The organism is Dryocola clanedunensis (genome assembly GCF_038405435.1).
Lineage (GTDB): Bacteria > Pseudomonadota > Gammaproteobacteria > Enterobacterales > Enterobacteriaceae > Dryocola > Dryocola clanedunensis_A.
The window spans coordinates 280368-306626 of record NZ_JBBYHZ010000001.1 but is presented as its reverse complement, the minus strand read 5'-3'; the positions used below and the strand labels follow the sequence as shown (position 1 = coordinate 306626).

General features: G+C 50.5%; 23 protein-coding genes. 7 read left to right on the top strand and 16 right to left on the bottom strand.

Translation table 11 applies throughout. The annotated features are described in order from the left end of the window. Positions 1–3: 3 nt before the first annotated feature. From rsmE to metK, 5 genes are all read right to left on the bottom strand, one after another. Positions 4–735, bottom strand: a complete 732-nt coding sequence (gene rsmE / locus AAE045_RS01420; protein ID WP_455546165.1) for a 16S rRNA (uracil(1498)-N(3))-methyltransferase — start codon at positions 733–735, stop codon at positions 4–6. Between the two features lie 165 nt (positions 736–900). Next, positions 901–1608 (bottom strand): deoxyribonuclease I, encoded by a 708-nt coding sequence (endA, locus tag AAE045_RS01415; protein WP_455546164.1) that lies wholly within the window; start codon positions 1606–1608, stop codon positions 901–903. 92 nt (positions 1609–1700) lie between these two features. Continuing rightward, complete coding sequence (locus AAE045_RS01410; protein ID WP_455546163.1) at positions 1701–2216, bottom strand: SprT family zinc-dependent metalloprotease; 516 nt, start codon at positions 2214–2216, stop codon at positions 1701–1703. 71 nt (positions 2217–2287) lie between these two features. Continuing rightward, positions 2288–3685, bottom strand: coding sequence for a sugar porter family MFS transporter (locus AAE045_RS01405; RefSeq protein WP_455546162.1), 1398 nt, complete (start codon positions 3683–3685; stop codon positions 2288–2290). A 404-nt stretch (positions 3686–4089) separates the two neighbouring features. Further along, positions 4090–5244 (bottom strand): methionine adenosyltransferase, encoded by a 1155-nt coding sequence (gene metK / locus AAE045_RS01400; protein WP_455546161.1) that lies wholly within the window; start codon positions 5242–5244, stop codon positions 4090–4092. A gap of 404 nt (positions 5245–5648) precedes the next feature. On the opposite strand from metK, the gene AAE045_RS01395 reads away from it, so the two are divergent. From AAE045_RS01395 to speB, 4 genes are all read left to right on the top strand, one after another. Further along, complete coding sequence (locus AAE045_RS01395) at positions 5649–5801, top strand: hypothetical protein (protein WP_455546160.1); 153 nt, start codon at positions 5649–5651, stop codon at positions 5799–5801. A gap of 105 nt (positions 5802–5906) precedes the next feature. Next, positions 5907–6053, top strand: coding sequence for an acid stress response protein YqgB (gene yqgB / locus AAE045_RS01390; RefSeq protein WP_455546570.1), 147 nt, complete (start codon positions 5907–5909; stop codon positions 6051–6053). Further along, positions 6046–8022: a biosynthetic arginine decarboxylase gene (speA, locus tag AAE045_RS01385; protein WP_455546159.1), complete on the top strand. Its 1977-nt coding sequence runs from the start codon at positions 6046–6048 to the stop codon at positions 8020–8022. The genes yqgB and speA overlap by 8 nt, the downstream gene beginning before the upstream one ends. A 254-nt stretch (positions 8023–8276) precedes the next feature. Beyond that, positions 8277–9197 carry an agmatinase gene (gene speB, locus AAE045_RS01380; RefSeq protein WP_455546158.1) on the top strand — a complete coding sequence of 307 codons (921 nt, stop codon included), beginning with the start codon at positions 8277–8279 and terminating at the stop codon, positions 9195–9197. A gap of 31 nt (positions 9198–9228) precedes the next feature. Here the strand turns inward: speB and AAE045_RS01375 are convergent, their stop codons facing one another. From AAE045_RS01375 to loiP, 8 genes are all read right to left on the bottom strand, one after another. After that, positions 9229–11364 (bottom strand): peptidase domain-containing ABC transporter, encoded by a 2136-nt coding sequence (locus AAE045_RS01375; protein WP_455546157.1) that lies wholly within the window; start codon positions 11362–11364, stop codon positions 9229–9231. A 2-nt stretch (positions 11365–11366) separates the two neighbouring features. Next, the gene (locus tag AAE045_RS01370) at positions 11367–12632 is read right to left on the bottom strand and encodes an HlyD family secretion protein (RefSeq protein ID WP_455546156.1); all 1266 of its coding nucleotides are present in this window, start codon (positions 12630–12632) and stop codon (positions 11367–11369) included. Beyond that, positions 12625–13605, bottom strand: a complete 981-nt coding sequence (locus AAE045_RS01365) for a hypothetical protein (RefSeq protein WP_455546155.1) — start codon at positions 13603–13605, stop codon at positions 12625–12627. The genes AAE045_RS01370 and AAE045_RS01365 overlap by 8 nt, the downstream gene beginning before the upstream one ends. After that, on the bottom strand, positions 13598–14038 hold the full coding sequence (locus AAE045_RS01360; protein ID WP_455546154.1) for a hypothetical protein: 441 nt from the start codon (positions 14036–14038) through the stop codon (positions 13598–13600). Before AAE045_RS01360 ends, AAE045_RS01365 begins: the two co-directional genes overlap by 8 nt. 526 nt (positions 14039–14564) lie before the next feature. Next, positions 14565–15740, bottom strand: a complete 1176-nt coding sequence (locus tag AAE045_RS01355) for a glycosyltransferase family 2 protein (protein ID WP_455546153.1) — start codon at positions 15738–15740, stop codon at positions 14565–14567. After that, positions 15733–17073, bottom strand: a complete 1341-nt coding sequence (locus AAE045_RS01350; RefSeq protein ID WP_455546152.1) for a protein adenylyltransferase SelO family protein — start codon at positions 17071–17073, stop codon at positions 15733–15735. Before AAE045_RS01350 ends, AAE045_RS01355 begins: the two co-directional genes overlap by 8 nt. Before the next feature lie 17 nt (positions 17074–17090). Continuing rightward, entirely contained in the window at positions 17091–17546 is a 456-nt protein-coding gene (locus AAE045_RS01345) for a toxin-activating lysine-acyltransferase (RefSeq protein WP_455546151.1), read from the bottom strand. A gap of 263 nt (positions 17547–17809) precedes the next feature. Beyond that, positions 17810–18568 (bottom strand): metalloprotease LoiP, encoded by a 759-nt coding sequence (gene loiP / locus AAE045_RS01340; RefSeq protein ID WP_455546150.1) that lies wholly within the window; start codon positions 18566–18568, stop codon positions 17810–17812. Positions 18569–18847: 279 nt separating this feature from the next. Between loiP and tkt the strand changes: the two genes are divergently transcribed. Next, positions 18848–20839: a transketolase gene (gene tkt, locus AAE045_RS01335; protein ID WP_455546149.1), complete on the top strand. Its 1992-nt coding sequence runs from the start codon at positions 18848–18850 to the stop codon at positions 20837–20839. A 46-nt stretch (positions 20840–20885) separates the two neighbouring features. Here the strand turns inward: tkt and AAE045_RS01330 are convergent, their stop codons facing one another. From AAE045_RS01330 to AAE045_RS01320, 3 genes are read right to left on the bottom strand one after another with little or no spacing between them, the layout of a single operon-like run. After that, positions 20886–22412, bottom strand: coding sequence for a DHA2 family efflux MFS transporter permease subunit (locus AAE045_RS01330; RefSeq protein WP_455546148.1), 1527 nt, complete (start codon positions 22410–22412; stop codon positions 20886–20888). Positions 22413–22424: 12 nt separating this feature from the next. After that, positions 22425–23441: an HlyD family secretion protein gene (locus tag AAE045_RS01325; RefSeq protein ID WP_455546147.1), complete on the bottom strand. Its 1017-nt coding sequence runs from the start codon at positions 23439–23441 to the stop codon at positions 22425–22427. 47 nt (positions 23442–23488) lie between these two features. Continuing rightward, on the bottom strand, positions 23489–23926 hold the full coding sequence (locus tag AAE045_RS01320) for a MarR family winged helix-turn-helix transcriptional regulator (protein WP_455546146.1): 438 nt from the start codon (positions 23924–23926) through the stop codon (positions 23489–23491). 475 nt (positions 23927–24401) lie between these two features. Between AAE045_RS01320 and cmtB the strand changes: the two genes are divergently transcribed. Beyond that, positions 24402–24845, top strand: coding sequence for a PTS mannitol transporter subunit IIA (gene cmtB, locus AAE045_RS01315; protein WP_455546145.1), 444 nt, complete (start codon positions 24402–24404; stop codon positions 24843–24845). Positions 24846–24865: 20 nt separating this feature from the next. After that, on the top strand, positions 24866–26251 hold the full coding sequence (locus tag AAE045_RS01310; protein ID WP_455546144.1) for a PTS mannitol transporter subunit IICB: 1386 nt from the start codon (positions 24866–24868) through the stop codon (positions 26249–26251). Positions 26252–26259 lie beyond the last annotated feature (8 nt).

The following is a 26259-nucleotide window of genomic DNA, read 5'->3' as shown; positions in this document are numbered from 1 at the left end:
CCTTTAGCCCAGATCGCCAAAGCGCACCTGCAGTGCGGTAATGGCGGTGAGCGCGGTAGTCTCAGTACGCAGAACGCGAGGTCCCAACAGAATATCAGTAAATTGATGTTCTGCGGTCATGGCAATTTCTTCTGCCGTTAAACCGCCTTCCGGACCAATCAGCAGGCGCACCCGCTCCACCGGTTGGGGCAGGGTGTTGATGCTGGCGCTGGCGCGAGGATGAAGATTGAGCTTCAGGCTGTTGTCTTCTTCGGCGCACCAGGCTTCAAGGTCCATCGCCGGGCGGATTTCCGGCACCACGTTGCGCCCACACTGTTCGCAGGCTGCTACGGCAATTTTGCGCCATTGCTGGAGCTTCTTGTTCAGGCGTTCGGCATCCAGTTTTACGCCGCAGCGCTCGGAAAACAAAGGGGTAATCACGTTCACACCCAGCTCAACGGCCTTCTGAATGGTGAACTCCATCTTTTCGCCACGGGACATGACCTGGCCCAGATGCAGATGCAACGGAGATTCCCGGTCGTCGGCGTTTGCTGCCAGCACCTTCACGCGCACGCTTTTCTTATCGGCCTGTACGATTTCGGCGTCAAAGACCTGGTTGCTGCCGTCAAATAGTTGAATGGCCTGGCCTGCACCCATGCGCAGCACGCGGCCCACATGGTTGGCTGCATCTTCGCTGAGCGCCACTTCGTGGCCTGCGGTGAGTAATTCCGGGTGGTGAATGCGGGGGATACGCATGCGTAAATTATCCGATGGTTATGCTGTATGCCTGAACGCAGGATAGATAAACAAAGCGTCGCCCGCCGAAAGCAGCATTCATTTTCGGCGGATGACGCAGGCTTATCCGCCCTACGGATCCGATTTGGTCATGACAGCGCAATAAACAATTGCCGCTAGTGTAGGTTAGCTGTTTTGTGCCTGGCAAGCCCGCAGCACATAAGGGTTATGATTCCCCTGGATTTTCGCAATGCGCTCGTCGCGTCGGCACTCCCACGCGCTGACGGGGTAAGTTTTATTCCATGCTTCAAAAAGCTGGGTCTGCTGGCGGGAAAGTTTCAGCTGATACTGGTCACGCATATAGAAATAAGTGCGGGCGATAGCACCCCTGGCGCGGGCGGGCGGCTCGGCGGCTTTTCCCTTAAAGTCGACTTTCATTGCGCACTGACCATACTGGCCTTCACCACCGTTCCACTGGCTGTACATAAAGTTATTGCGGTCACCGTTCACTTCACCGATCGCGGGCTGCAGGTTGTGCATATCGCTTTCCATCCTGCGGTAGACCGGGTCTTTGGTGCAGTTCTTTCTGCCGCCATCCTGCCAGCACTGGCGCTGATGGCCAAACTGCCATGCCGGGACAACGTGTTCCCATTCGATACGCGAGGCGCGGTTTTCATTTTTACGCACTTTATAGCCGCACGAATCGAGGTCCGGCACGCCTTTTTTACCCTGCCAGGTAATTTTGCAGCCGCAGTAGAACGAACCCGGCGCGTCAGCGTTGAGTTTTGCTCCGGCGGCTTTGGCCTGCGAGAAGCTGTTGATACCGGAACTCAGCGCCGGATAAGGGGAGAGGGCTGCAACAGCTGCAACAGCCAGAAGATATTTGCGGGACATGTTCAGGATCCTGACTAAAACAAGTCCGCACACTACCTGAGGAATTATCCAGTTTCAATCAGAACTATTAGGAAGTTTTCAGATGATAGTTTTTAAATACAGGGAGTTGTAGCGTCTGGTTTGAGCAGATCGCCGCAGCGTACGCAGCGGTATTCGGACTCGCCGCGCTGCACCCTGTTATGGCGGCGGACGGTCAGCTGATGCAGCTGGCAGCGGCAGCGGTAGGGGAAGGTGTTGTGGCGCACGGACTGCACCTCAAACTGGTGCGTGCGGCGAGCGGGAACGCCCATCACGCTTTCCATCATCCATTTCCACTCTTTGCCGTGGGGAGCGACGCGGCCGAAATGCTTCCAGACCAGCAGGTGCGCCAGCTCATGCGGCACAACCTCTTCAATAAAAGCCTGCTGGTTTTCCATCAGCAGCACGGGATTAAGACGGATTTCGTAGCTTTCCATCCACGCTGTTCCGGCGGCGGTGCCGCGCTGCTGGTAGACGAGCTTTGGTTCAGGGTAGCTGCGGCCCAGGTGCAGATTGGCCTGCTGTAGCTTGTCGCGCAGGCTGCGCATAACGGCCTGCTGAATGGCAATGGGGAGTCGAGGGGATTTCATAACGGCAGAGAATAGAATGTGACAGGGCTGGGTGCAAGCCCCTCTCCAGGCGGAGAGAGGCCGTTTGCGGTTTAGTCGTGGGAGCCAATCTGACGTAACGGACGACCTTTCATCAGGTTACGTTCGATGTGCTCCAGGGAAACGTGTTTGGTTTCCGGAACCAGCCAGATGGTCAGCAGGATGAAGAAGACGTTCAGACCCGCGTAAACCCAGAAGGTATTAGCGTTGCCCAGCGTGTTGAGCATGGTCAGGAACGTTGCGCCGACGATCATGTTGGCGATCCAGTTGGTGGTGGTAGAGCAGGTGATACCAAAATCACGGCCTTTAAGCGGCTGGATTTCAGAGCACAGCACCCAAATCAGCGGACCGGCGCTCATCGCAAAACCAACGATAAACATCAGCAGCATTGCCACGGCGAAGTACTGCGCGCCCTGGGAGTGAATGCCGACGTGCAGCATTGTGCCGAGGATACCCATACCGGCGGCCATCACCAGGAAGCCCAGCACCAGCGTTGGCTTGCGGCCCCAGCGGTCAACCAGACCAATGGCAATAAAGGTTGCCAGCACGTTGATCAGACCGACGATAACCGTCCCCCACATCTGCTGCGTGGTGTTGGTGAAGCCTGCGATCTCAAAGATTTTTGGTGCGTAATACATGATGACGTTCATGCCGGTGAACTGCTGCATCACCTGCAAAAGCACGCCCAGGAAAACGGCACGGCGGAAGTTGCTGTTGCTGCGGAACAGCGACCAGCCGCTCTGCTTAATCTGCAGGCTTTCGCGGATCTCTTCCAGCTCACGCTTCGCTTCGGCGCTGCTGTCACGCAGGCGCAGCAGCACGCGCTCGGCGTCGTGGAAGCGGCGTTTGGCGGCGAACCAGCGCGGGCTGTCCGGCAGGAAGAAGACGCCAACCAGCAAAATCAGGGCTGGAATAGTGATCACGCCCAGCATCCAGCGCCACGAGCCGCTGTAGCTGAAGGCGGTATCCGAAAGATAGGCACCGAGAATACCGATGGTGATCATCAGCTGGTACATGGAGATCATGCTGCCACGAATTTTCTCCGGGGCAATCTCAGAAAGATAAAGCGGAGCGGTGTAGGAGGCGACGCCCACGGCCAGGCCCAGCAGCACGCGGGAGATAATCAGCACTTCCGGGTTAGGCGAGAAGGCGGAGCACAGGGAGCCTGCGACAAACAGCACGGCGCCAATCATCAGGCTGTATTTGCGCCCGAGGCGGAAAGAGAGCCAGCCGCTGCCGACGGCGCCGACGGCGGCACCGAACATCATCGAGCTGACCACCCACTCCTGCTGGTGTGCGGTAATCTGAAAATCTTTAGCAATGAACGGCAGGGCACCGGCGATGACGCCAATGTCCAGGCCAAACAGTAAGCCTGCCAGCGCTGCGAGGAAGCAAACAAAAAAGGTCATACTTTTGTTCGATGTCCGGTGTTTCTTATTAGTGTCAGGCATAACGCCCTCCGGTTGGGTTATCAGATTTATCGCTGTTAAGGGTAGGTTAGCGTTACGTAAATTTGTGTGATAGTAATCACATTAGTGTAATCGGTTACACTAATGTCAAGATCTGTCAGAAGTACAAATTTAGGTAAAACATAGCATTAAGAGGAAAGACGGCAAGCTAATTGCCGCTTTTTCAGTCGAATCTGAAATGGGCTGTAACAAACGAAGCAAAAGGCGCAAAAAGGCAGAAAGCTCTGAATGACAAGGCGACGAATATGTCATGTAATCGCTTTCATAGTCTGTTTTTTAAGCGTTTAACACAAAGTATAGCCCAGCGGCAGGAATGAGGTGGTTTGAACAGGCAGAAAGACAAAAGGCCAGCTTAGCTGGCCTTCAGGGGAGTAAACCGTAGCGGATTATTTCAGGCCAGCGGCTTCACGCAGCAGGGCGGCCTTGTCGGTTTTTTCCCATGGGAAATGCTCGCGACCAAAGTGGCCATATGCTGCGGTTTCTTTGTAGATTGGGTGCAGCAGATCCAGCATCTGGATCAGACCGTACGGACGCAGGTCGAAGAACTCGCGCACCAGCAGGGTCAGCTGTTCGGTAGAGATTTTCTCGGTGCCGAAGGTTTCAACCATGATGGAAGTTGGTTCAGCCACGCCGATGGCGTAAGAAACCTGGATTTCGCAGCGGTCGGCCAGGCCTGCGGCAACGATGTTTTTCGCAACATAACGCGCCGCGTACGCCGCAGAACGGTCCACTTTTGATGGATCTTTACCGGAGAACGCGCCGCCGCCGTGACGAGCCATGCCGCCGTAGGTATCAACGATGATTTTACGTCCGGTCAGACCGCAGTCGCCCATTGGGCCACCGATAACAAAACGGCCGGTCGGGTTGATGTGGTATTTGGTAGAGGCATTCAGCCACTCCGCTGGCAGAACCGGCTTGATGATCTCTTCCATCACCGCTTCCTGCAGGGTTTTCAGCTCAACGTCTTCAGAATGCTGGGTGGAAAGCACAACCGCATCGATACCCACGATTTTGCCGTCGTCATACTGGAAGGTGATCTGGCTTTTTGCGTCCGGGCGCAGCCACGGCAGCGAGCCGTTTTTACGCACTTCTGCCTGGCGCTGAACCAGACGGTGGGCGTAAGTGATTGGCGCAGGCATCAGCACGTCGGTTTCGTTGGTGGCATAGCCAAACATCAGGCCCTGGTCGCCCGCGCCCTGCTCCAGCGGATCGGTACGGTCAACGCCCTGGTTGATGTCCGGAGACTGCTTGCCAATCGCGCTCAGTACGGCGCAGGAGTTGGCGTCAAAGCCCATATCAGAATGCACGTAGCCGATTTCACGCACCGTGTTACGGGTGATCTCTTCGATATCAACCCAGGCGCTGGTGGTGATTTCGCCGCCAACCAGCACCATGCCGGTTTTCACGTAGGTTTCACAGGCTACGCGAGCTTTTGGATCCTGCTCGAGGATTGCGTCAAGCACCGCATCGGAGATTTGGTCAGCGATTTTATCGGGATGCCCTTCTGAGACGGACTCGGACGTAAAGAGGTGTTTAGCCATGTTTTCTTCACCCTAAAGAGAATTCGGTTAGTACAGACCGCTGCCGAATGGCTCCCGCATCAGAACGTTGTGCTGATAGTGTGGGGTTTCGCCGTAGATTGAATGACAGGCAGTCTAACAGTTAATCAGTATAGATGGATTAACATCTGGACGTCTATTTTAGGTTAACCCTTAAACAGATTGCCAGTGATTTTTCGAATTGATCACACTAATGGTGAAAGCGAACTGGCAATTTTTCATGACGGTCCGCATAACGCACAATTATCTTTTGCTTTTTCGCCCCATTGTGGGTATAAAGCGGCGCGCGCGGCTCATTCACTAAGCACACATTTTGTGTTGCCCACTTCCAGCCGGGTTGAGCACTACTTTTTAGCTTTGGCTTGTCGCATACCCAAACGGGATGCGTGGAGGTGATACGATTGAAAAACCGCTGTAATTCCCAAACTCTGGCGCGCCTGTCTGGTGTGGCCATGCCCCTCGCAGCTTGCATCTCTTTGCTCTATTTCAGCCGAAGTTATACCCGTCTCGGCGCATCGACGGATTCTCGGGCCGGTTAGTCACGCCTGTTATTCCTGAACAAGGGCGCTCTTGTCGTAGATGAGAGTTTTCTCGTGGTTTCGCCGACCCGCCCTGCGGAGCTCGGTAACGTGTTTTACAATGATATGAAAATGAAACCGGTCGCACAGCCAGTCTGTCAGCGTCTTATGCTGCCGCTACGCGCTGTTAATGGGTTGTTATTGCGGGATACCCCTGCGATAGTAGTCAACTATATTGCACATTCGTTTAAATTTGAGGTTCGCCATGTCTGACAAAATCTCTTCTGTTTCGGGTTCGTCAGTGGGCGAGCAGGATGGACACCGCTCCATGCAGGAGGTTGCTATGAGCTCCCAGGAAGCCAGCAAAATGCTGCGCACATACAATATTGCCTGGTGGGGTAATAACTACTACGACGTCAACGAGCTGGGCCATATTACCGTCTGCCCGGATCCTGATGTTCCCGACGCGCGCGTTGACCTTGCCGAGCTGGTGAAAGCCCGCGAAGCCCAGGGGCAACGTCTGCCTGCGCTCTTCTGCTTCCCGCAGATCCTCCAGCACCGCCTGCGTTCTATTAACGCCGCGTTCAAACGTGCTCGTGAATCTTACGGTTACAAAGGCGACTACTTCCTTGTCTACCCGATTAAGGTGAACCAGCACCGCCGCGTGATTGAATCCCTGATCCATTCCGGCGAGCCGTTGGGCCTGGAAGCTGGCTCTAAAGCAGAGCTGATGGCCGTTCTGGCCCATGCGGGCATGACCCGTTCGGTGATTGTCTGTAACGGTTATAAAGACCGCGAGTACATCCGCCTGGCGCTGATCGGCGAGAAGATGGGCCACAAGGTTTATCTGGTCATCGAAAAGATGTCCGAAATCCGCATCGTGCTGGAAGAAGCCGAGCGTCTGAACGTGGTGCCTCGTCTGGGCGTGCGTGCGCGTCTGGCCTCGCAGGGCTCCGGCAAGTGGCAGTCCTCCGGCGGCGAAAAATCTAAGTTTGGCCTGGCGGCGACGCAGGTTCTGCAGCTGGTAGACATGCTGCGCGAAGCGGGGCGTATCGACAGCCTGCAGCTGCTGCACTTCCACCTTGGTTCGCAGATGGCGAACATTCGCGACATCGCCACCGGCGTGCGTGAATCCGCTCGATTCTACGTTGAGCTGCACAAGATGGGCGTCAACATCGAATGCTTCGACGTGGGCGGCGGTCTGGGCGTGGACTACGAAGGGACCCGTTCCCAGTCCGATTGTTCGGTCAACTACGGCCTGAACGAATATGCGAACAACATCATCTGGGCGATTGGCGACGCGTGTGAAGAACATGGTTTGCCGCACCCTACGGTTATCACCGAGTCCGGCCGTGCGGTTACCGCTCACCACACCGTGCTGGTATCCAACATCATCGGCGTTGAGCGCAACGAATACACGGTTCCAGAAGCACCTGCTGAAGATGCTCCGCGTGCGCTACAGAGCATGTGGGAAACCTGGGGTGAAATGCACGAGCCGAACAACCGTCGCTCGCTGCGTGAATGGCTGCACGACAGCCAGATCGACCTGCACGATATCCACACCGGCTACGCATCAGGCGGCTATTCTCTGCAGGAGCGTGCCTGGGCGGAGCAGCTTTACCTGAGCATGTGCAACGAAATTCAGCGTCTGCTTGACCCAAGCAACCGCGCGCACCGTCCGATTATCGACGAGCTGCAGGAACGTATGGCGGATAAGATTTACGTCAACTTCTCGCTGTTCCAGTCCATGCCGGATGCCTGGGGTATCGACCAGCTGTTCCCTGTGCTGCCGCTGGAAGGTCTGGACCAGGTTCCTGAGCGCCGCGCCGTACTGCTGGATATCACCTGCGACTCCGATGGCGCTATCGATCACTACATCGACGGCGACGGCATCGCGACCACCATGCCTATGCCGGAATACGATGCGGATAACCCGCCGCTGCTGGGCTTCTTCATGGTTGGGGCGTACCAGGAAATCCTCGGCAATATGCACAACCTGTTCGGCGATACCGAAGCGGTAGACGTGTTCGTCTTCCCTGACGGCAGCGTTGAGGTGGAACTGTCCGATGAAGGCGATACCGTGGCGGATATGCTGCGCTACGTGCAGCTAGACCCGGACACGCTGCTGACGCACTTCCGCGATCAGGTGAAGCACACCGATCTGGATGCCGCGCTCCAGCAGCAGTTCCTCGAAGAGTTCGAGGCTGGCCTGTATGGCTATACTTATCTGGAAGATGAGTAGGGATTAACAGGTTCTGTTTTATAGGGTGGATAAGCGAAGCGTTATCCACCGCGTCTTTTAGTCTTAGCGGCGGAGGGCACAGGCTTATCCGCTCGACAATGTATAAATTGCGCACTATTGAATCAGAATGAAATTGCGGCGATAATCCGCACCAATAAGCAGTCCCGGTACTAATCCAGTCCCTTTCTCGTCGGGTTTAACGACGCGAAAGGGATTTTTTTTTGCAAATTACACCATCACCGCGAGGACAGACAATGAGCACCTTAGGCCATCAGTACGATAACTCCCTGGTCTCCAACGCCTTTGGTTTTTTACGTTTTCCGCTGAACTTCCAGCCGTACGACAGCGATGCAGACTGGGTTATCACCGGCGTTCCTTTTGACGCGGCCACCTCCGGCCGTGCGGGCGGGCGCCACGGCCCGGCGGCTATTCGTCAGGTTTCGACTAACCTGGCCTGGGAAGGCAACCGCTTCCCGTGGAACTTCGATATGCGCGAACGTCTGAACGTCGTGGACTGCGGCGATCTGGTTTACGCTTTCGGCGACGCGCGGGACATGAGCGAACGTCTGCAGGCCCACGCTGAAAAGCTGCTGGCAGCCGGTAAGCGTATGCTCTCCTTCGGTGGCGACCACTTCGTGACACTGCCGCTGCTGCGCGCGCACGCTAAGCACTTCGGTAAAATGGCGCTGGTGCATTTCGATGCCCATACCGACACCTACGCGAACGGCTGCGAGTTCGATCACGGCACTATGTTCTTCACCGCGCCAAACGAAGGTTTGATCGACCCGAACCACTCCGTGCAGATCGGTATCCGCACCGAGTTCGACAAAGACAACGGTTTCACCGTGCTGGACGCGGGTCAGGTAAACGACCGCAGCGTGGACGACATTCTGGCGCAGGTTAAGCAGATCGTAGGCGACATGCCGGTCTATCTGACCTTTGATATCGACTGCCTGGATCCGGCGTTTGCACCGGGCACCGGCACGCCGGTTATCGGTGGCCTGACGTCTGACCGTGCGCTGAAGCTGGTTCGCGGCCTGAAAGACCTGAACATTGTTGGCATGGACGTTGTGGAAGTGGCTCCGGCCTACGACCAGTCCGAAATCACCGCTCTGGCAGGCGCGACGCTGGCGCTGGAAATGCTTTACATCCAGGCCGCTAAGAAAGGCGAGTAATTAGACAGGTGGATGGCTTTGGTCATCCACCTTAAATGCCAGGGGTAATATTAATTTTCGCTAACAGTTTTCCACTATTTAATTCAATGACTCTATCTGCAGAGGCAATAGTTTCTGGTCGATGAGCAATTAATAATATTGATACCCCTAATTCTCTGAGCGCCTGGCTGATAATTATTTCATTGCCTACATCCAACTGACTGGTTGCTTCGTCCATAATGAGCATCTGTGGTTTTTTATACAACGCTCGAGCCAGTAATAAACGTTGTTTTTGTCCCCCTGATAATGAGCAACCCATTTCTCCAATTTGCGTAAAATAGCCCATGGGTAATGCGATAATATCATCATGCAATTGGGCTAATTCTGCGCACTGTTGCGCCGATTCCTGGTCAGCATGTGGTGAAAAAAAACAGATATTATCGAGAATAGATCCGCGAAATAATTGATCTTCTTGTAACACTGCTCCAATCATTTTACGAACTGAACTATAACCGGGTTGGTGATGGATTAGCCCCAGTGTGCGTATCTCGCCGCTGGTCGGTGTATAAAGTCCCAGAACCAACTTGGCTAAGGTTGTTTTTCCACATCCAGAGCGGCCTGTCAGGGCTACAACTTCTCCGGGCATAACAAGCAAAGATACATTACTGAGTATTTCACGTTCATCTGGTGCATAGCGAAAGCTGACATCTTGTAGTATCAACGCTGGCTCACCCTCTCGTAAAGCCGGAACTATTGCAGTATTCATAATACCCGTTGTATCTTCACGTGGAGTCAAAACTATATCTGCCAGACGTTCGTTATAAACGTCCAGCATCCGCCAGGCAAAAACGGTATCAATGATGTTATTTATGCTGCCGGAAAAACGGCCTTGAAATGACATAAAAGCAACCAGCATACCAACTGAGAATTGGCCTGATAATACAGCCTGTGCACCATACCACAGTACGCCCGCACCCAGAAGGCTGCCAATTACCGTATTGATTATGTCATACACCATCGCCAGCTTATCTTCTTTGAGTTGAGTGTTACGCCTGGCTACGTTTAGATTCCGCCATGAAGATTCTCGATGTATTAAAGCCCCATTAACCCGTAGGCTAAGCATGCCATGTAATGTTTCCAGAAAATGGCTGGACTCCAGGGTACCCGCTAACCAACTATCTTCTGCAGCCTGGCGCATAGCACTAAACCACAATATACGCATCAGGCAATAGAGAAGCGCAGCTGCGATAGCCATCAGTGATAAAGGTACGTTATATAACAACATCATGCTTAATGTACCGACAACCAGTAGCACATCCAGCATAGCTTCCAGTATTGTTGTCGTTAATGTACTTTGAATAGAATCAACAGCATCAAACTTAGCACTGATATTACCAATATCACGTTTTTCGAACCAATCTATAGGTAGACGTAATAAATGATGAAAGACGTTTGCAGTCCACTGCATATTAAAGTTGACGGACATAGTAATGGTAGCCCATTGACGAGCTAAACCGATCAATGTTTGGGTCGCGGTCATTAGTAGCATAGCGATAATGATAAGAACGAGAAGGCTATCATCTAACGCTACCAATACTTCGTCTATAACGACCTGGTTGATTAATGGGCTGAGTAGAGCTAATAATTCAAGTGACAATGAAAAGCAAAAAATCTTTATCAGTGCCGTTTTTAGTCCAACAGTGTGACCAATAAGCGCTGTGAGCTTTACTTTTTTACGTAGATCGAGCTTTTTAAATGCATGATCAGGTGTTAACTCTAGTGCTATCCCGTTGAAATGGCGGTCTATTTGTGCCAATGTCATACATACTTCACCACGAGCCGGATCGTGTAGTTCAACTTTCTGCCCGCGTACTCTTTTAAGCACAACAAAATGATTTCGATCCCAGTGCAATATACAAGGTGTAGGTAATTGTGACAGCTCCTCCAGTTCCAGGCGTACCGCGCGCGGGGAAAGATGTAATGTTTCTGCACATTCCATCAAACGTACAAATGCCATACCGTGAAGCGTAACGCTAAACTGATTGCGTAATCTGGAAAGATCTATGCGATAGCCATGCCAGTCGGCAACCATCGCCAGGCATGCAAGGCCACATTCTGCTGCCTCTGTCTGCCGTATTACAGGTAATCGACGACGCCATCCCCAATGTAAACTTTCTGTCCATTCCATAGTTAAATCTTACCTTTTAAACTCCAAAGAGGTTCCATTAACCATTCATAGAGATATCGGCTTTCGAGTTCGACATCAGCTGAAACGGCCATACCAACACGCAACGGTTCTTGTTTGCCATACGCCGTAATCGAGGTCTTATCTAAATCAATAATTATGCGGTAATGCCCTTCGTTATTTTTCCAGTCCATTGGATTTTGCATTGCCACATCCCTGGCCGTGAGGCTCGTGTGGGTTACCATGCGAGTGGTTCCATACTGCACGCCAAATTTTTCGTAGGGGTATGCCGCAAAGCGTAATCCTACTCGCTGTTTTGGTTTGATAAATCCTACAGATTTGCTGGGTGAATAAAGCTCAACCTGTAAATCTGCATCCTTTGGTACCAGCGTTAATAATGTCTCGTTCTGTGATACCGTTTGCCCGGCTCGAACCAATACTGCTGCTACCTGACCGGATACTGGTGCCGTTAATGACATTTCTTGTTGAGCCTGTATCTCAATTTGTTGCTGATGGATACTTTGTACCTGTCGGTTAAGTTCCGCCTGACGGCTTTGCCCTTGTTGAAGCAGGCTTTCTACTTCACTCTCTGCTGCTGCCAGTTCTCGTTGTAGGTATTGGTAGGTCCGCCGCTGTTCTTGCACTCGCCCCTCAGAGACTGCTAAATCTATTTGTTTTTGTTTTAATTCGACCTCAGAAATATATTTCCTCCCAATAAGAGCTTGGTATTTATTCGCAACAGAACGGGTTAACTCTGCCTGTTTCTGAGATAAATGTAATGCTTCTTTTGCGCTATGAAGTTCATTTTTTATTTTTTCCATTCGGCGATGCAACCCACGCTGCTGGGCTATATTGGTGGCGATTTCATACTCACATTGTTGCGTAAGGACCAATAGCTGTTGATCCAATGAACTTTTAAGCGCTGCACGTGTTCCTTCCCCATCACGGCTATAGCGTTCGCTATTTAGCTGGTAAAGAATTTGACCTGCCGTAACGTCATCACTTTCTTTAACAAGTAAGGCTTCAATATACCCTTCGTTGCGAGCAACGACTTTTACTAACCCGGTTGAGGGCATGACGACGCCCTCAAGACGCGCTTTACGGCTATACTGCCCAAAAATGAGAAAAGCAATCAACGCAATAACCAGCAATATGCTTGTCCAGGCATAAACGGCCATACTCAGGCTGGGGGATATAACAATATCTCCCTCGCTACGCGATCTCTGTGCTGAGAAGTACCCTTTGCGATAAACTTTATTATTACTATTCATGCATTTTTAATTTTGTAGAACATATGTCAGGACCACATTGACAGATAGACGTACGACACAATGTCGGTGCTGTCGGTAATGTCAGTTCTTCATGAAAAATATTTCCGATGGGTTTATCCTGCATACACCAAGCTCTGTATATATCACCCTCAAAAGTTATAATGATGTTGTCTATTCCTGCATAACACTGCCACCCTGAAAAATTAGTTTCTTGATGTACTAAAAGCTCGAAACTGCTTTTTAAAGAAATACTTCCATCTTTTGAACCAACTTTCATCATTCCTCGTGGTGTAGGTATGTTTTTTGTTATCGAGTTCCCCCGGAAAGTTTCCATTATAAGTTCTTGTTGTGCCGAATAACTATAGCGGCCAGTAATTCCTCCTCCCCCAAAACCATGATAAAGGGGCTGCAAAGAGATGCCACAATTTATTGCCTCTTTTAATTTCTTAGCAAATTTCAGACATTCATCGAAACGCTGCGGAACCATCATAATATTGATTTGCAAATGAGTAAACGGTGAGTTAGCTACAAATTCTGCAACGTCAAAAAAACGTTCATCGTGTTTAACTTCATCAATATGGTAGCTAAGACTCACGCTATGGAGCATATGTATGTGCTTTTTCCACCATTTCAATGGGGATGACCCATTTGAAATAATTGAGGCTAATCCCTTATGTTTATGTATAAGTGTGAGCAACTGGCTGAACCATGGTAAATAGGTGACTTCGCCACCGCCAAACTCAAAGTAAGGATTTATGTTATTATTGTGGCAAGTGACAGAAATGGAGTCAATAAATCGCATTATTTTCTCTATCGGAGGAGGTTTGATTTTCCCATTATGAAGATCCGGATGACAGTAGCTACAGCGATAGTTACATGCAGTTGTTAATGCCCAGTTTATTCCAAAATAACTCATTGATTCTTCGGGTTGTTTAATAAAATCATATTTCATATTATACTCTATCTTAATCATTTGTTTTTTGTTTTGATGGTCGGGCTAGAAATGAAACGATAAACTCATAAATGGAAGTTGTTATATAAATGATACCCATGCTAACCAGAAAGATATATATAAAATTGTCCGGCCACAAAATTATATTGGCGTGAGTTAGGTTTATGTTATTGTAGATATATTTAGCGATCATCAGGCTAGAAATTAATAAAGCAGCAATGATGAAGAGTGAAGTTTTGGTTTTGAAGAATGAATTGTGTTCTTTCTTAGTAAACAAAATATATGCTCTATCAATGGTTCCAGTTCCACCAATAATCATTAATAAAACAACAAAGGGTTTATATTTTTCAAAATCAATAGAGCTATAGGTAAAGAGCGAGTCATGCAAATAAAGAGTTGTGAATGAAATTGATATTAGAAAAAAAACACACCATTTTTTTGTGCGTATTTTCATGGTTAACCACTCCCTGTTCATAAGTAATGCCATGGCTTATTTGAAACGGCTATATAAAATATAGCCGTGGTTACTTAATATCTATCTGCAAGTTCCACCAAATCCACCGCCACCTGTTCCACAATTTGAAGAACTGGCTCCGGATTTCCCACCATTCCCACCGCTGCTACTCGCACCTCCACCGCATCCTGAATAAGCACCGTATGCGGCACCTGCAAGACCTACCGCTACAGCGCCTTTTATGCCTCCACCTGCTGCACCACCCAAGGCCCCATAAGCGCCGTTGCTAACAATACTTCCAACACAAGAACTGAGTGGGGATGTTTTACCTGGCCCTGAATACCCATACCCACCACTCGCAGGGTAACCACTGGGTTTGGAGGATGCCTTGCGTGACATTGTTCCGGCGCCATCACCACCACCTTCAACCATCATGATTTCTTCAGTTGTTAAACAATACATATTCTTCTCCTTTGTTTTACAGCATCAGTGCGCTGCACCACATTTACCTCGTGGGTAAATTCTGTTAACGTGTTAGCCAGTTTTTCTTCTTTCTGGTTAATTCATCGATATAACCTAGTACGTTTGGTATCCAGACTAAAATCTCAAGTGACATTATATAAAACGGAGCCAGTAATATATTTTTGAGCGAGATGTTTTGTCTGTTTTGGTGGAAGGTTACAAATATCCATGTTATCGCCAAATATAATATAATAGTAAATGCACTTAAGATAACAGGAATCCAAAATTGGAAGTAAAGCAATAAAGGAATCATAATTATTCCGGGTGGAAATAACAGTTGCACACTGGTAATTAAAAACCACGGTGTAAAACAAATACCTCGACAGACAGAAATGCGCCAGGTTGTCATGTATGCTTCGATGCGTCCCCTGGCCCAGCGGCGTCGTTGGCGAAAAAAGGCAGCCATTGTCTGGGGGCAGTTAGTCGTAGCTAATGCATTTACCGCATAACCAGTCTGATACCCCATGGCTAACGCTTTCCAGCACCAGGATATATCTTCTACCAACCATGAACTCCACCCCCCGACGACCATAACTGCGCTGGCACGGTGCGCGACAAATGCACCTGAAAGTATTGGTACATAGCCAAGAGAATCTTGCGCACTGCGAATAGCCGTATGAAAACCGATAAGCTCATAAAATTGTATTTTATCTAGAAGAGTACGCTGTACATTCTGCGGGGCAAGTGAACCGCATACTGCTGCGCATTGTGGATTTTCCCATAGCTTGCTGACTAATTGCGCAATTCCATTTGGCGCAACAAAAGTGTCACTATCAACTACTACATAAACCTGCCCAAGGTCCAGATTTGAATTCAGAGCATAATCCAGTGCCTGGCCCTTGCATCCTCCATTCTTTTTTCTCGTTAATAATTGGTAATTTTGTTTTCTCGGTTCTGTTAGCCACTTTTTCAGAAGTTCTGGTGTTTGGTTTGTTGAGCCATCATCGATCAGTACAATTTGCAAAGGATGAGAATATCGCTGCAACTCCAGCTTTGCCAGAACTTGTTCAAGAACATCCATCTCTTCGTTATAGAAAGGCAGTAAAATAGATGTTGTTGGTAATTCTTTTACCATTTTTGGTGCACTACGGTTAAAACAATGCAGCCCTAGCAAACTAAGTGTCAAAACTAGTGTAATTGCAGGCGGAATGATCAGAATTACTGTAATCACTTCATACATGATGCAATTCTCCCGCAATAAAACACTCAATAAGATAGGTTACTGCAGATTTTGTGATTTTTTTATCTTCGATCAATCCGGCTACAGAACAAGCTAATGTATAAAATGAATAGCATTGGTTCCTTAAGGGAAAAAGTTGGGAAGAGTTAGAGACTCCACTCGCTGATAATTCTTGTGTCAGCCGTAAGTTGAAATTACTGATATCATATTCAGAAAGTGGTCTGGGCTGCATAAGCCCTTGTTGTAAACGCTGCTTTAATTCTTTTGCTTCAATATTGTTATTGATTGCTTTTACAATGCTATTTATTTCAGCAGCCAATACAGTATTTTCTTGTTGTTCGAGCTCCTCGAAGAAAATTGTAACGAGCTCCTCTTCTTGCTTCTGTGAAATTTTCTCTTGATGATATTTTTTCAGGAAAAATAACATGTGACGAAACCACTTTCCGATTTGCAAGTGGTCATCCCAGATACCACCCTGTCCTGCGGCAAGTATATAATTAGCAAAATCTGGTACTGATGACATCGTCCCAAAATCAAGGAATCGACCATCAATTGATATATTTGAACTTGTAAGAGAGCCGTGAGGAATGCCTTTGATGCGAGACGTTGCAATCTGCGCCGCCATACGCTGTACAAAGCATTTCAGCCCGTTCAAAAGATCATTTTTCTCCCCAGGAAGATAACGAGTAATGCATGTCACAGCATTCTGTACTCGTTGAGCATCATTTTCTCGTAAATTTATATGATCTGGATATGGCCAAAAAAATGTGGCTCTTTCAAAATGCGCGGGTCGTATTGCATTTTCACGTACGATCAAAGCGCAGGGCTGTAATTTATTGTTTAAGCCGTAGTCTACGTCCATCCACTCCCCGGTTGCGATGATCGCCAGGGTTCGTATGGCTCCATAAGGTAACTCGCGATGGCAAATTTCACCCCATACTGCCTCGGATATCGCTTTCGTAAGGCACAGTTTTCCATGTGAATGATCATGATCGATATTGATTGCAACCAAGGGATTTCGTCCAATCCCCTTTACCTGCCAACCTTTATAAATACCGCAACGTGCGCTTCCTCCATTACAGGCTTCATGTCGCGATCCGTACCGGTCTGCCAGAAAAATTTGACTTGGCTTGCTGGTATCACCTTTTTTTGCTGATTTATTATCAGAAGCGGAGTAGGCAAAGGAGTTCAGCAGGTCTTCTTCAGTCATTCTGGCAGAAGAAACTAGCTCGGGGTTAACCCAAAGTAATTGTGCCGAGGTTAATTTTTTTGCTTCAAACTCAACGTAGCTACTTTGAGGTAGTTTAGTCTTTTGCTGTGATATGTTTTCCATAACATAATCCCACTTGTTTAACTATCTTCCTGATAAATACGATAATGTACGATAAATGATTTCTCATTTTTTAGTTTTCTATATTTTTCCAATAAATCACGTCGAAGTAAATTTTTGCTGTGTGAGTAAATAAAATCCACAACAATGAAATTATCTCCTTCATTCCATTCCGATGGGTGAAGTATGAATCGCTGTGATGTTAAGTAGCGCATTAACGTAGAATTATCTACCCATGCCCAACATATATAACCCGTAGGCTCTATATCTCCTTCTGTGAAAAGGAAACTATACTGCTGATGAAGAATTGCGGGCTTAGCCCAATGTACGAAAGAGTGAATATCAATACCCTGGCAAATTTCGCTTTTGATACATAATTCAAGCAATTCAGCCATTTTTTGCTGAACGAATTCACGATCATAATGAGTACATGGATTAAGTATCGTCCTAACACTACTTACTAGTGATTCCTTCATTAGCTTAATGTCCTGGATGTAATTGCAACTATGTAAATAGCAAAATCTGCATCATATGTTTTCAAGGTGTGTTTTGTGTTTTTTTTGAGCGTACAGTAGTTATCAGACGAGTTTATTGATCAACTTCACATGGCGAAGTAATTTTTGAGGGGATTTGAACTTAATATTATTTGTATTGGTGGTGAGAATGAATAGAGGGCAATTGATTATTTCAAATGATAACCCGGTTGCATAATGAAATATACGCAACCGGGTTTTTATTATTACTTCAAACCATCCGCAGTCATGCGATCGCGAATATGCTGGGCGCGCTCGGCGGAAGCAGGGTGGTCATCAAGCATTGAGCTTTGACGGCCTTCCTCCTGTTTTGCCAGCTTCTCGAAGCTGGTTGCCAGGCCAATCGGATTGATGCCGCGCTTTCTCAGCAGATCGTAAGAGTAGTCATCCGCTTCGGATTCCTGACGCTGGGAGAACTGCGCGTTCACCAGTTTTTCGCCAAGCTCGCCAAGCTGCGATTGCGACAGGCTGCCGATCATCCCGCCAGCGGAAGCTGCTGCCACGCGCGCGGCGTTGGTGCCCAACGCAACCTGCATCCCTTTCTTCACGTGGCCCAGCGCAACGTGCCCCATTTCGTGGCCGATCACCGCTTCCACTTCGTTATCGTCCATCATGTCCATCAGGCCGCTGTAAACGCGGATACAGCCGTTTGCCATAGCGAAGGCGTTGACGTCTTTGGTGACGTACACCTTGTAGTTCACCGGCATGCCGTTGATGTTGTCCCCCAGCGCGCTGGAGATTTTGGTCAGGCGTTTGGCGTAGTCGCTGCCCGCCGGAGCGATGGTGGCTTTGCTGTCCAGCTCGGCACAGGATTTATCGCTCAGTTCTTTTACTTGCGCATCGCTCAGCGTGTAGGCCTGGAAGGCTTCCGCGCCGGAGCTCAGCAGACCGTTGGAGTCCATACCCTGACAGCCGCTCAGCAGCGTGGCGAGCGTCAGGCTTAACATAACAGGGCGCATCTTCATGGCCAGTCTTCCTTTATTCATTTCAACAGCCCAGGGGCAAAACGCGCCGGAATTGGCGACGGATAAAACACAGTATAAAGAAGATAACCGGACACGCGCAGCGACTTGCGCAACATGCGAGCAGGATCCAGAGATTTCTTACCTGGACAAAAGGATGCTCCATGTACATGACCTTCGGCTTACGGTACATTGTTGGCACTTTTCGGGCGTAGCCCATAACGCTTAGTAGTCAAGTCGTAAAACAAGGCGTGACCTTCAACCATCCGATCTGGAGTGAAAATGTCCTCTCGTAAAGAGCTTGCCAATGCTATTCGTGCGCTCAGCATGGACGCAGTACAGAAAGCCAAATCCGGTCACCCGGGTGCCCCTATGGGCATGGCTGACATTGCCGAAGTCCTGTGGCGTGATTTCCTGAACCATAACCCGCAGAACCCGGCCTGGGCCGACCGCGACCGCTTCGTGCTGTCCAACGGCCACGGCTCTATGCTGATTTACAGCCTGCTGCACCTCACCGGTTATGACCTGCCGATTGAAGAACTGAAAAACTTCCGTCAGCTGCATTCCAAAACTCCAGGTCACCCGGAAGTAGGCTACACCGCCGGTGTTGAAACCACGACTGGCCCGCTGGGTCAGGGTGTGGCGAACGCGGTAGGTATGGCGATTGCTGAACGTACCATGGCGGCGCAGTTCAACCGTCCAGGGCACGACATTGTGGACCACTTCACCTACACCTTTATGGGTGACGGCTGCATGATGGAAGGCATCTCCCACGAAGTCTGCTCGCTGGCGGGCACCCTGGGTCTGGGTAAACTGGTTGCGTTCTACGATGACAACGGCATCTCCATCGACGGCCACGTTGAAGGCTGGTTCACCGACGATACCGCTAAACGCTTTGAAGCCTATGGCTGGCACGTAGTGCGCGGCGTAGACGGTCACGACGCAGACGCCATTAAGCGCGCTGTTGAAGAGGCGAAAGCGGTTACCGACAAACCTTCCCTGCTGATGTGCAAAACCATCATCGGCTTCGGTTCACCAAACAAAGCGGGCACGCATGACTCCCACGGCGCACCTCTGGGTGACGCAGAAATTGCGCTGACCCGTGAACAGCTTGGCTGGAAACACGCTCCGTTTGAAATCCCGTCTGAGATTTACGCTCAGTGGGATGCAAAAGAAGCAGGCCAGGCGAAAGAAGCCGCGTGGAACGAGAAGTTTGCCGCTTACGCGAAGGCCTTCCCGCAGGAAGCCGCTGAATTCACGCGTCGTATGAAAGGCGATATGCCAGCTGAGTTCGCTGCGAAAGCGCAGGAGTTCATCAAGAACCTGCAGGCTAACCCGGCTAAAATCGCCAGCCGTAAAGCGTCCCAGAACACCATCGAAGCGTTCGGTCACCTGCTGCCAGAATTCCTCGGCGGCTCTGCTGACCTGGCACCGTCCAACCTGACCATCTGGTCCGGCTCTAAAGCAATCAACGAAGACCAGGCCGGTAACTACATCCATTACGGTGTACGTGAATTCGGTATGACGGCGATTGCCAACGGTATCGCGCTGCACGGTGGTTTCCTGCCGTACACCTCTACCTTCCTGATGTTCGTGGAATATGCCCGTAACGCGGTGCGTATGGCGGCCCTGATGAAACAGCGCCAGGTGATGGTTTACACCCACGACTCCATTGGTCTGGGCGAAGACGGCCCGACTCACCAGCCGGTTGAGCAGCTTGCTGCCCTGCGCGTGACGCCAAACATGAGCACATGGCGTCCGTGTGACCAGGTTGAATCTGCGGTGGCGTGGAAATACGCCGTTGAACGTCACGACGGCCCGACCGCCCTGATCTTCTCCCGTCAGAACCTGGCGCAGCAGGATCGTACCGAGCAGCAGCTGGCGGATATCGCTCGCGGCGCGTACGTATTGAAAGATTGTGCAGGCCAGCCAGAACTGATTCTGATCGCGACCGGTTCTGAAGTTGAACTGGCGGTTGCAGCGTGGGATCGGCTGTCTGCGGAAGGCATCAAAGCGCGCGTGGTTTCCATGCCGTCTACCGATGCGTTCGACAAGCAGGATGCGGCCTACCGTGAAGCCGTTCTGCCGAAAGCCGTTGCGGCACGTGTTGCTATCGAAGCCAGCATCGCTGACTACTGGTACAAATACGTTGGCCTGAACGGCGCGGTAGTGGGCATGACCACCTTCGGTGAGTCCGCTCCGGCCGAGCAGCTGTTTGAAGAGTTTGGTTTCACCGTTGAGAACGTGGTGAAGCAGGCTAAAGCAGTTCTGTAATTTCTGAGCTGAACTGAAGCGGGCCGCAATAGCGGCCCGTTTTTTTTTACGCCGTTTTCGGCTGCGGCTTAGAAAAGAGCAGGATCAGCGGCAGCAAAATAAAGCATAAAAACATCATCAGGCGGAAGTCCTGGTAGTAGGCCATGGTTGTCGCCTGACGGGTGACTTCGCCATCGATCGCCAGCAGTCCGCCGAGGCTGTGAATGTTCCAGATGCCGTGCTGCATAGCGTTCTGAAGCGCCTTATTAAACGGATTGATAAAGGACGAGAACACCGCGTGGTTGCGCTGGCTCTGCTGGGCAAGGTAGGTCGTCATTACCGAAATACCGATGCTGCTGCCAATATTACGAATGAGGCTGTACAGCGAAGTGCCTTCCGTCCGATAAGCCGGTGCCAGAGTCGAGAACGTCAGCGTCGAGAGCGGCACAAAAGTTAAGCCCATGCCGACACCCTGTACGATGCCGGTGCTGATGATATCCCATTTGCTTATCGACATATCGAAGTGGGTCATCTGCCACAGTGACAGCGCCATGATGAGCACGCCCACCGCAATCAGGTAGCGCATATCCACCTTGCCGGCAACGCGCCCGACCAGCATCATGCTGAACATGGTGCCGAAACCGCGCGGCGTCATCAGCAGCCCGACGTCAATGACCGGATAGTTCATGAGCCCCTGAAGCAGCGGCGGCAGCAGCGCCATCGTTGCCATCAGGATCGTCCCCATCATAAAGCTGAACAGCAGGCCGACGATAAAGTTCTTATCTTTAAAGATCTGCGGGTCGATGAAGGGGCGTTTACCGGTCATGATATGGGCGATAAACAGATAAAACGCGGCCCCGGCAAGTATTGCTTCAATGATGATTTCGCCGCTGGCAAACCACTCTTTTGACTGCCCACGGTCGAGGAACAGTTGCAGACTGCCGATGGCAATGCTCAGCAGGAAGAAGCCCGCCAGATCAAATTTTCGCTTTGCGTCTAACTTTGTTTCAGCGACGAAGGTAACGATACCCAGCCACGCCAGCAGGCCGAAGGGGATGTTGATATAGAACACCCAGCGCCAGCTGTAGTATTCGGTCAGCCAGCCGCCGAGAGACGGTCCCAGAATCGGCCCGACCATGACGCCCAGCCCCCACATTGCCATTGCCGAACCATGTTTGGCTGGCGGCCAGGTATCCAGAAGAACGGACTGGGAGAGCGGCACCAGGCTTGCGCCAAAAATACCCTGCAACAAACGAAAAGCGACAATTTGATCGAGCGACTGCGCGGCGCCGCACAGCATCGACGCGACGGTAAAGCCCACCACCGAATAGCTGAACAGGCGTTTACGGCCAATTTTTGCCGCGACGAAGCCGGTAAGCGGCATGGCAATCGCCGCCGCGACGATATAGGAGGTCAGCACCCAGGAGGTCTGGTCCTGCGTCGCGCCCATCGCCCCCTGCATATGGGGCAGGGCGACGTTGGCTATTGTGGTGTCCAGCGCCTGCATGATGGTCGCCAGCATCACCGACAGGGTGATCAGGATCCGGCGATTGCTGGTATTGCTGTCGGCAGGCAGTGTCATGACATCTGACATAATCGGCCTCCTTTAAAGGGCGAGATGGCGTGTGTGATGCGTATCAATACTGATATCGGCGCTAAGCCCGGCGCGCAGCTGCGGCATATTGCCTGCGGTTTCTACGCTAATGCGGACCGGTACGCGCTGGGTCACCTTCACCCAGTTGCCGGTAGCATTTTCAGCCGGAATGACCGAGTACTCCGCGCCCGTTGCCGGGCTGATGCTCATCACTTTGCCGTGCCAGGTCACGCCGGGGGCGTAATCCACCTCAATGTCAGCGGTCTGGTTCACGCGAATATTGGTCAGATCTTTTTCGGTAAAATTCGCTTCGACATACAGGTTATGGTCGGAGACCAGCAGCATCGCCGTGGTGCCGTCCTGAACGTATTCGCCGCGGTGAATGACTTTGGTTATCGTCCCCGACGTCGGCGCGTACTCCTTCACATGGGCGAGATTGTTCTGCGCGGTTTTTAACGTAGCCAGCGCCTTCTTGTAGCGCGGGTGCTGCTCAACGGGCGCCGAAATATCGCCGCCAAAACTGTCGACCACCTCATTGAGCTGCTTTTTCAGCATGTTCACTTCCAGCGCCATAAACAGCGTTTTCTGGTGCGCGCTATCAAGATCGGTGGCTGATACATATCCTTTGCCGCCCAGGCGACGCTCGCGTCCTTCCTGGCGGGCTGCAAAAGCGTACTGACTTTGCGAAACCTGGATGTTGGCAAGCTTGCTCTGGTACTGCGACTTGATCGTTTTCAGATCGATAACGGTATTTTTCAGGTCAGACTGCGCCTGTTCAACGGCCAGCTGGTAAGGCTTAGGATCGATGCTGAAAAGCAGATCGCCTTTGTTCACGTGCTGGTTTTCTACGACCGGCACGCTAACCACGCGGCCGTCCACTTCTGCGCTGATGCTGGTTTTATCCGCCTTCACGTAGGCATTATCCGTTTCGATGTAGCGGCCACCGTGCAAATAGACGGCGCTACCGGCGACGGCGAAAACGGCAGGAATAGCCAGCAGTAGAATCAAACGAAGTTTTTTTCTGTTCATGGGGGATACTCACGGTTGCGCGCGCCCTCTGGTCGGGCGCGACAGTGTTAGTTCTGGCGATGCTTGATGGCGGACAGGTTTTCACGCACCTCTTCAAGGGCCTGCACAAAGACTTCGACTTTCTCCGGCTCAAGGGTGTTGAGCACTTCCCGCCACAGCGCTTCACTTTCTTTTTTGATCTGCGCCAGCTGCTTGTGGGCTTCGGGGCGCAGATAAAGTAAAAATGCCCGGCGGTCTTTGCAGTCCTGACGGCGCTCAATCAGGTCGCGCTCGACCAGCTGATCGACAACCCGCATTACGCTCATTGGCGTCAGGTCCATCAGCTCGGCCAGCTCAACCTGGCGAATGCCTTCGTTCAGGGAGAGCAGCCCAATGGCCCGGCCCTGGGACTGGGTGAGCTGGTTGTCGGTGCGGCGCTGGAAGAAGATTTGGCGGGCCAGCCGCGAAACGTCGGTTATCAGATAACCCGCAGGAAGAAAGGTCATAACATCACCTGTATGCGTTATTGTTGATGGGGTTATAGTAACCTATGAATACTATTATCGTGGTTATTATGTTGTTTATAATTAAATTTGCCGGGATGTCGTTCACCCGATTTAAACGTTGGGCTAAACGGCTTACGGCTGTATGCTGGCGCTCTCTTTGTTAAAATCGCCCGTTCGGAAGCATGTCGAGATCGCTTTTCATGATAATGGCAATGCAATAAATTAGATGCCCATCACAATATTGGCATTCACTTTTTTATTTGAATTGTGACGCAATTAAAATAAATGCTATTGACAAATCGTTAATTGAATTGGTTGCGTTTATAACTCATTGAATTAAATATCTTATAAAATCCCTCGCATTAATCTCGCCTTTGGTCGGGGTAATTTGATTTATTTTTTCTCAGGGCATACTTTATCTAAAGTTTAGCCATCAAAAATTATCTACCCTACACAATAAAAGAAAGAGGTAAGTATGCGGTTAATTGATTGTTTTCCCGACGCTGCCATAAAAATAAAATCCAGCGCCAGAAATTGGCAGCAGGCAATAGACTTTTCAATGGAAGAATTATTGCAGGCTGGCTATGTTAATGCGGCTTATATTCAGGCGATAAAAAACACTACTCTGGAAACTGGCCCGTACTATATCCTGGCGCCGTTTATTGCCATGCCTCACGCCAGACCAGAATGTGGCGCAATAAAAACGGGTCTGTCACTGACGTTACTGAAAACACCTGTCGCATTTGGAGAAAATAACGAGCCCGTTAAATTATTAATTGGTTTGTCCGCCGCAGATTCAGACGATCATATTGGCGCTATCCAGGCATTAAGCGAGATGTTTTGTGAAGAGTCGCAGATAGAAGCTTTGCTCAATGCAAATGATGAGCGACAGTTACGGGATATTCTCGCCCAGGCCTAACTTACTTCGTCAGGATATATATGAAAAATAAATCAGCTCGTGCCAAAGTCCAGGCATTTGGTGGATTTCTTACGGCCATGGTTATCCCAAATATTGGCGCTTTTATTGCCTGGGGATTTATAACCGCGTTATTTATTCCTACCGGCTGGCTGCCCAATGAACATTTCGCCAAAATTGTGGGGCCAATGATTACCTACCTGCTGCCGCTAATGATCGGTTCAACCGGCGGGCACCTTATTGGCGGTAAGCGCGGCGCGGTCATGGGGGGAATTGGGACCATTGGCGTCATCATTGGCGCAGATATACCGATGTTTATTGGCGCGATGATTATGGGTCCGCTGGGTGGCTGGGTCATTAAAGTCATCGACCGGACGCTTGAAAAGCATATCCCTGCCGGTTTCGAGATGGTTATCAATAACTTCTCGTTGGGCATTGCCGGCATGCTGCTCTGCCTGCTGGCGTTCGAAGTGATTGGGCCTGCGGTTCTGGTGGCGAATAACTTTGTGAAGGAGTGCATCGAAGCGCTGGTCAGCACCGGCTACCTGCCGCTGCTGTCGGTGATTAACGAGCCGGCCAAAATTCTTTTCCTCAACAACGCCATCGACCAGGGGGTTTACTATCCGTTAGGGATGCAGCAGGCCTCGGAGACGGGCAGGTCCATTTTCTTTATGGTGGCTTCCAATCCGGGACCGGGGCTGGGCTTACTGCTTGGCTTTGCGATTTTTGGCAAAGGGATGAGTAAGAAATCGGCGCCTGGCGCGATGATTATCCATTTCCTTGGCGGCATTCACGAGCTCTATTTCCCGTACGTGTTGATGAAGCCTCTGACATTGATTGCCATGATTGCAGGCGGCATGTCGGGGATTTATACCTTTAACCTTCTGGGAGGAGGTCTGGTTGCGGGGCCCAGCCCTGGCTCAATTTTCGCTTATCTCGCCTTGACGCCACGCGGATCGTTTTTTGCCACTATCGCAGGGGTTGTGGTCGCAACCGCGGTGTCGTTTGTGATCACCTCGCTGATCCTCAAAATGGAATCCAGCAAGGAGGCCGAAAAAGAAGACGCCTTCAGCGAATCGGCCAGCGCGATGAAAGAGATGAAACAACAAGGGGCCTGGAACGCTTCCCCGGTGAAGCTGGTGGCATTTGTCTGCGATGCGGGGATGGGGTCAAGCGCAATGGGAGCGACAACGTTCCGCAAGCGGCTGCAAAAACAGGGTATGGCGACAGAAGTAAAACATTACTCCATCGAAAACGTACCTGAACAGGCGGAAATTATAGTTACCCATGCCAGTCTCGAAGGGCGCGTGAAACTTATAACGAATAAACCCTTGGTGCTGATTAATAACTACATTGGCGATCCTCAGCTGGATGTCTTATTTGATAAATTAATCGCGCAGGCTAAATAATAGGAAAG

What these genes read in the sequence shown, in the direction of transcription:
- loiP (WP_455546150.1), bottom strand. Translation starts at nt 18,568, where the DNA reads ATGAAGATGCGCCCTGTTATGTTAAGCCTGACGCTCGCCACGCTGCTG.
- AAE045_RS01325 (WP_455546147.1), bottom strand. Translation starts at nt 23,441, where the DNA reads ATGAACAGAAAAAAACTTCGTTTGATTCTACTGCTGGCTATTCCTGCC.
- rsmE (WP_455546165.1), bottom strand. Translation starts at nt 735, where the DNA reads ATGCGTATCCCCCGCATTCACCACCCGGAATTACTCACCGCAGGCCAC.
- cmtB (WP_455546145.1), top strand. Translation starts at nt 24,402, where the DNA reads ATGCGGTTAATTGATTGTTTTCCCGACGCTGCCATAAAAATAAAATCC.
- AAE045_RS01410 (WP_455546163.1), bottom strand. Translation starts at nt 2,216, where the DNA reads ATGAAATCCCCTCGACTCCCCATTGCCATTCAGCAGGCCGTTATGCGC.
- AAE045_RS01405 (WP_455546162.1), bottom strand. Translation starts at nt 3,685, where the DNA reads ATGCCTGACACTAATAAGAAACACCGGACATCGAACAAAAGTATGACC.
- metK (WP_455546161.1), bottom strand. Translation starts at nt 5,244, where the DNA reads ATGGCTAAACACCTCTTTACGTCCGAGTCCGTCTCAGAAGGGCATCCC.
- AAE045_RS01320 (WP_455546146.1), bottom strand. Translation starts at nt 23,926, where the DNA reads ATGACCTTTCTTCCTGCGGGTTATCTGATAACCGACGTTTCGCGGCTG.
- AAE045_RS01370 (WP_455546156.1), bottom strand. Translation starts at nt 12,632, where the DNA reads ATGAATAGTAATAATAAAGTTTATCGCAAAGGGTACTTCTCAGCACAG.
- speA (WP_455546159.1), top strand. Translation starts at nt 6,046, where the DNA reads ATGTCTGACAAAATCTCTTCTGTTTCGGGTTCGTCAGTGGGCGAGCAG.
- AAE045_RS01355 (WP_455546153.1), bottom strand. Translation starts at nt 15,740, where the DNA reads ATGTATGAAGTGATTACAGTAATTCTGATCATTCCGCCTGCAATTACA.
- AAE045_RS01375 (WP_455546157.1), bottom strand. Translation starts at nt 11,364, where the DNA reads ATGGAATGGACAGAAAGTTTACATTGGGGATGGCGTCGTCGATTACCT.
- AAE045_RS01330 (WP_455546148.1), bottom strand. Translation starts at nt 22,412, where the DNA reads ATGTCAGATGTCATGACACTGCCTGCCGACAGCAATACCAGCAATCGC.
- AAE045_RS01310 (WP_455546144.1), top strand. Translation starts at nt 24,866, where the DNA reads ATGAAAAATAAATCAGCTCGTGCCAAAGTCCAGGCATTTGGTGGATTT.
- AAE045_RS01345 (WP_455546151.1), bottom strand. Translation starts at nt 17,546, where the DNA reads ATGAAGGAATCACTAGTAAGTAGTGTTAGGACGATACTTAATCCATGT.
- yqgB (WP_455546570.1), top strand. Translation starts at nt 5,907, where the DNA reads ATGAAAATGAAACCGGTCGCACAGCCAGTCTGTCAGCGTCTTATGCTG.
- AAE045_RS01365 (WP_455546155.1), bottom strand. Translation starts at nt 13,605, where the DNA reads ATGATTAAGATAGAGTATAATATGAAATATGATTTTATTAAACAACCC.
- tkt (WP_455546149.1), top strand. Translation starts at nt 18,848, where the DNA reads ATGTCCTCTCGTAAAGAGCTTGCCAATGCTATTCGTGCGCTCAGCATG.
- AAE045_RS01360 (WP_455546154.1), bottom strand. Translation starts at nt 14,038, where the DNA reads ATGAAAATACGCACAAAAAAATGGTGTGTTTTTTTTCTAATATCAATT.
- AAE045_RS01350 (WP_455546152.1), bottom strand. Translation starts at nt 17,073, where the DNA reads ATGGAAAACATATCACAGCAAAAGACTAAACTACCTCAAAGTAGCTAC.
- endA (WP_455546164.1), bottom strand. Translation starts at nt 1,608, where the DNA reads ATGTCCCGCAAATATCTTCTGGCTGTTGCAGCTGTTGCAGCCCTCTCC.
- speB (WP_455546158.1), top strand. Translation starts at nt 8,277, where the DNA reads ATGAGCACCTTAGGCCATCAGTACGATAACTCCCTGGTCTCCAACGCC.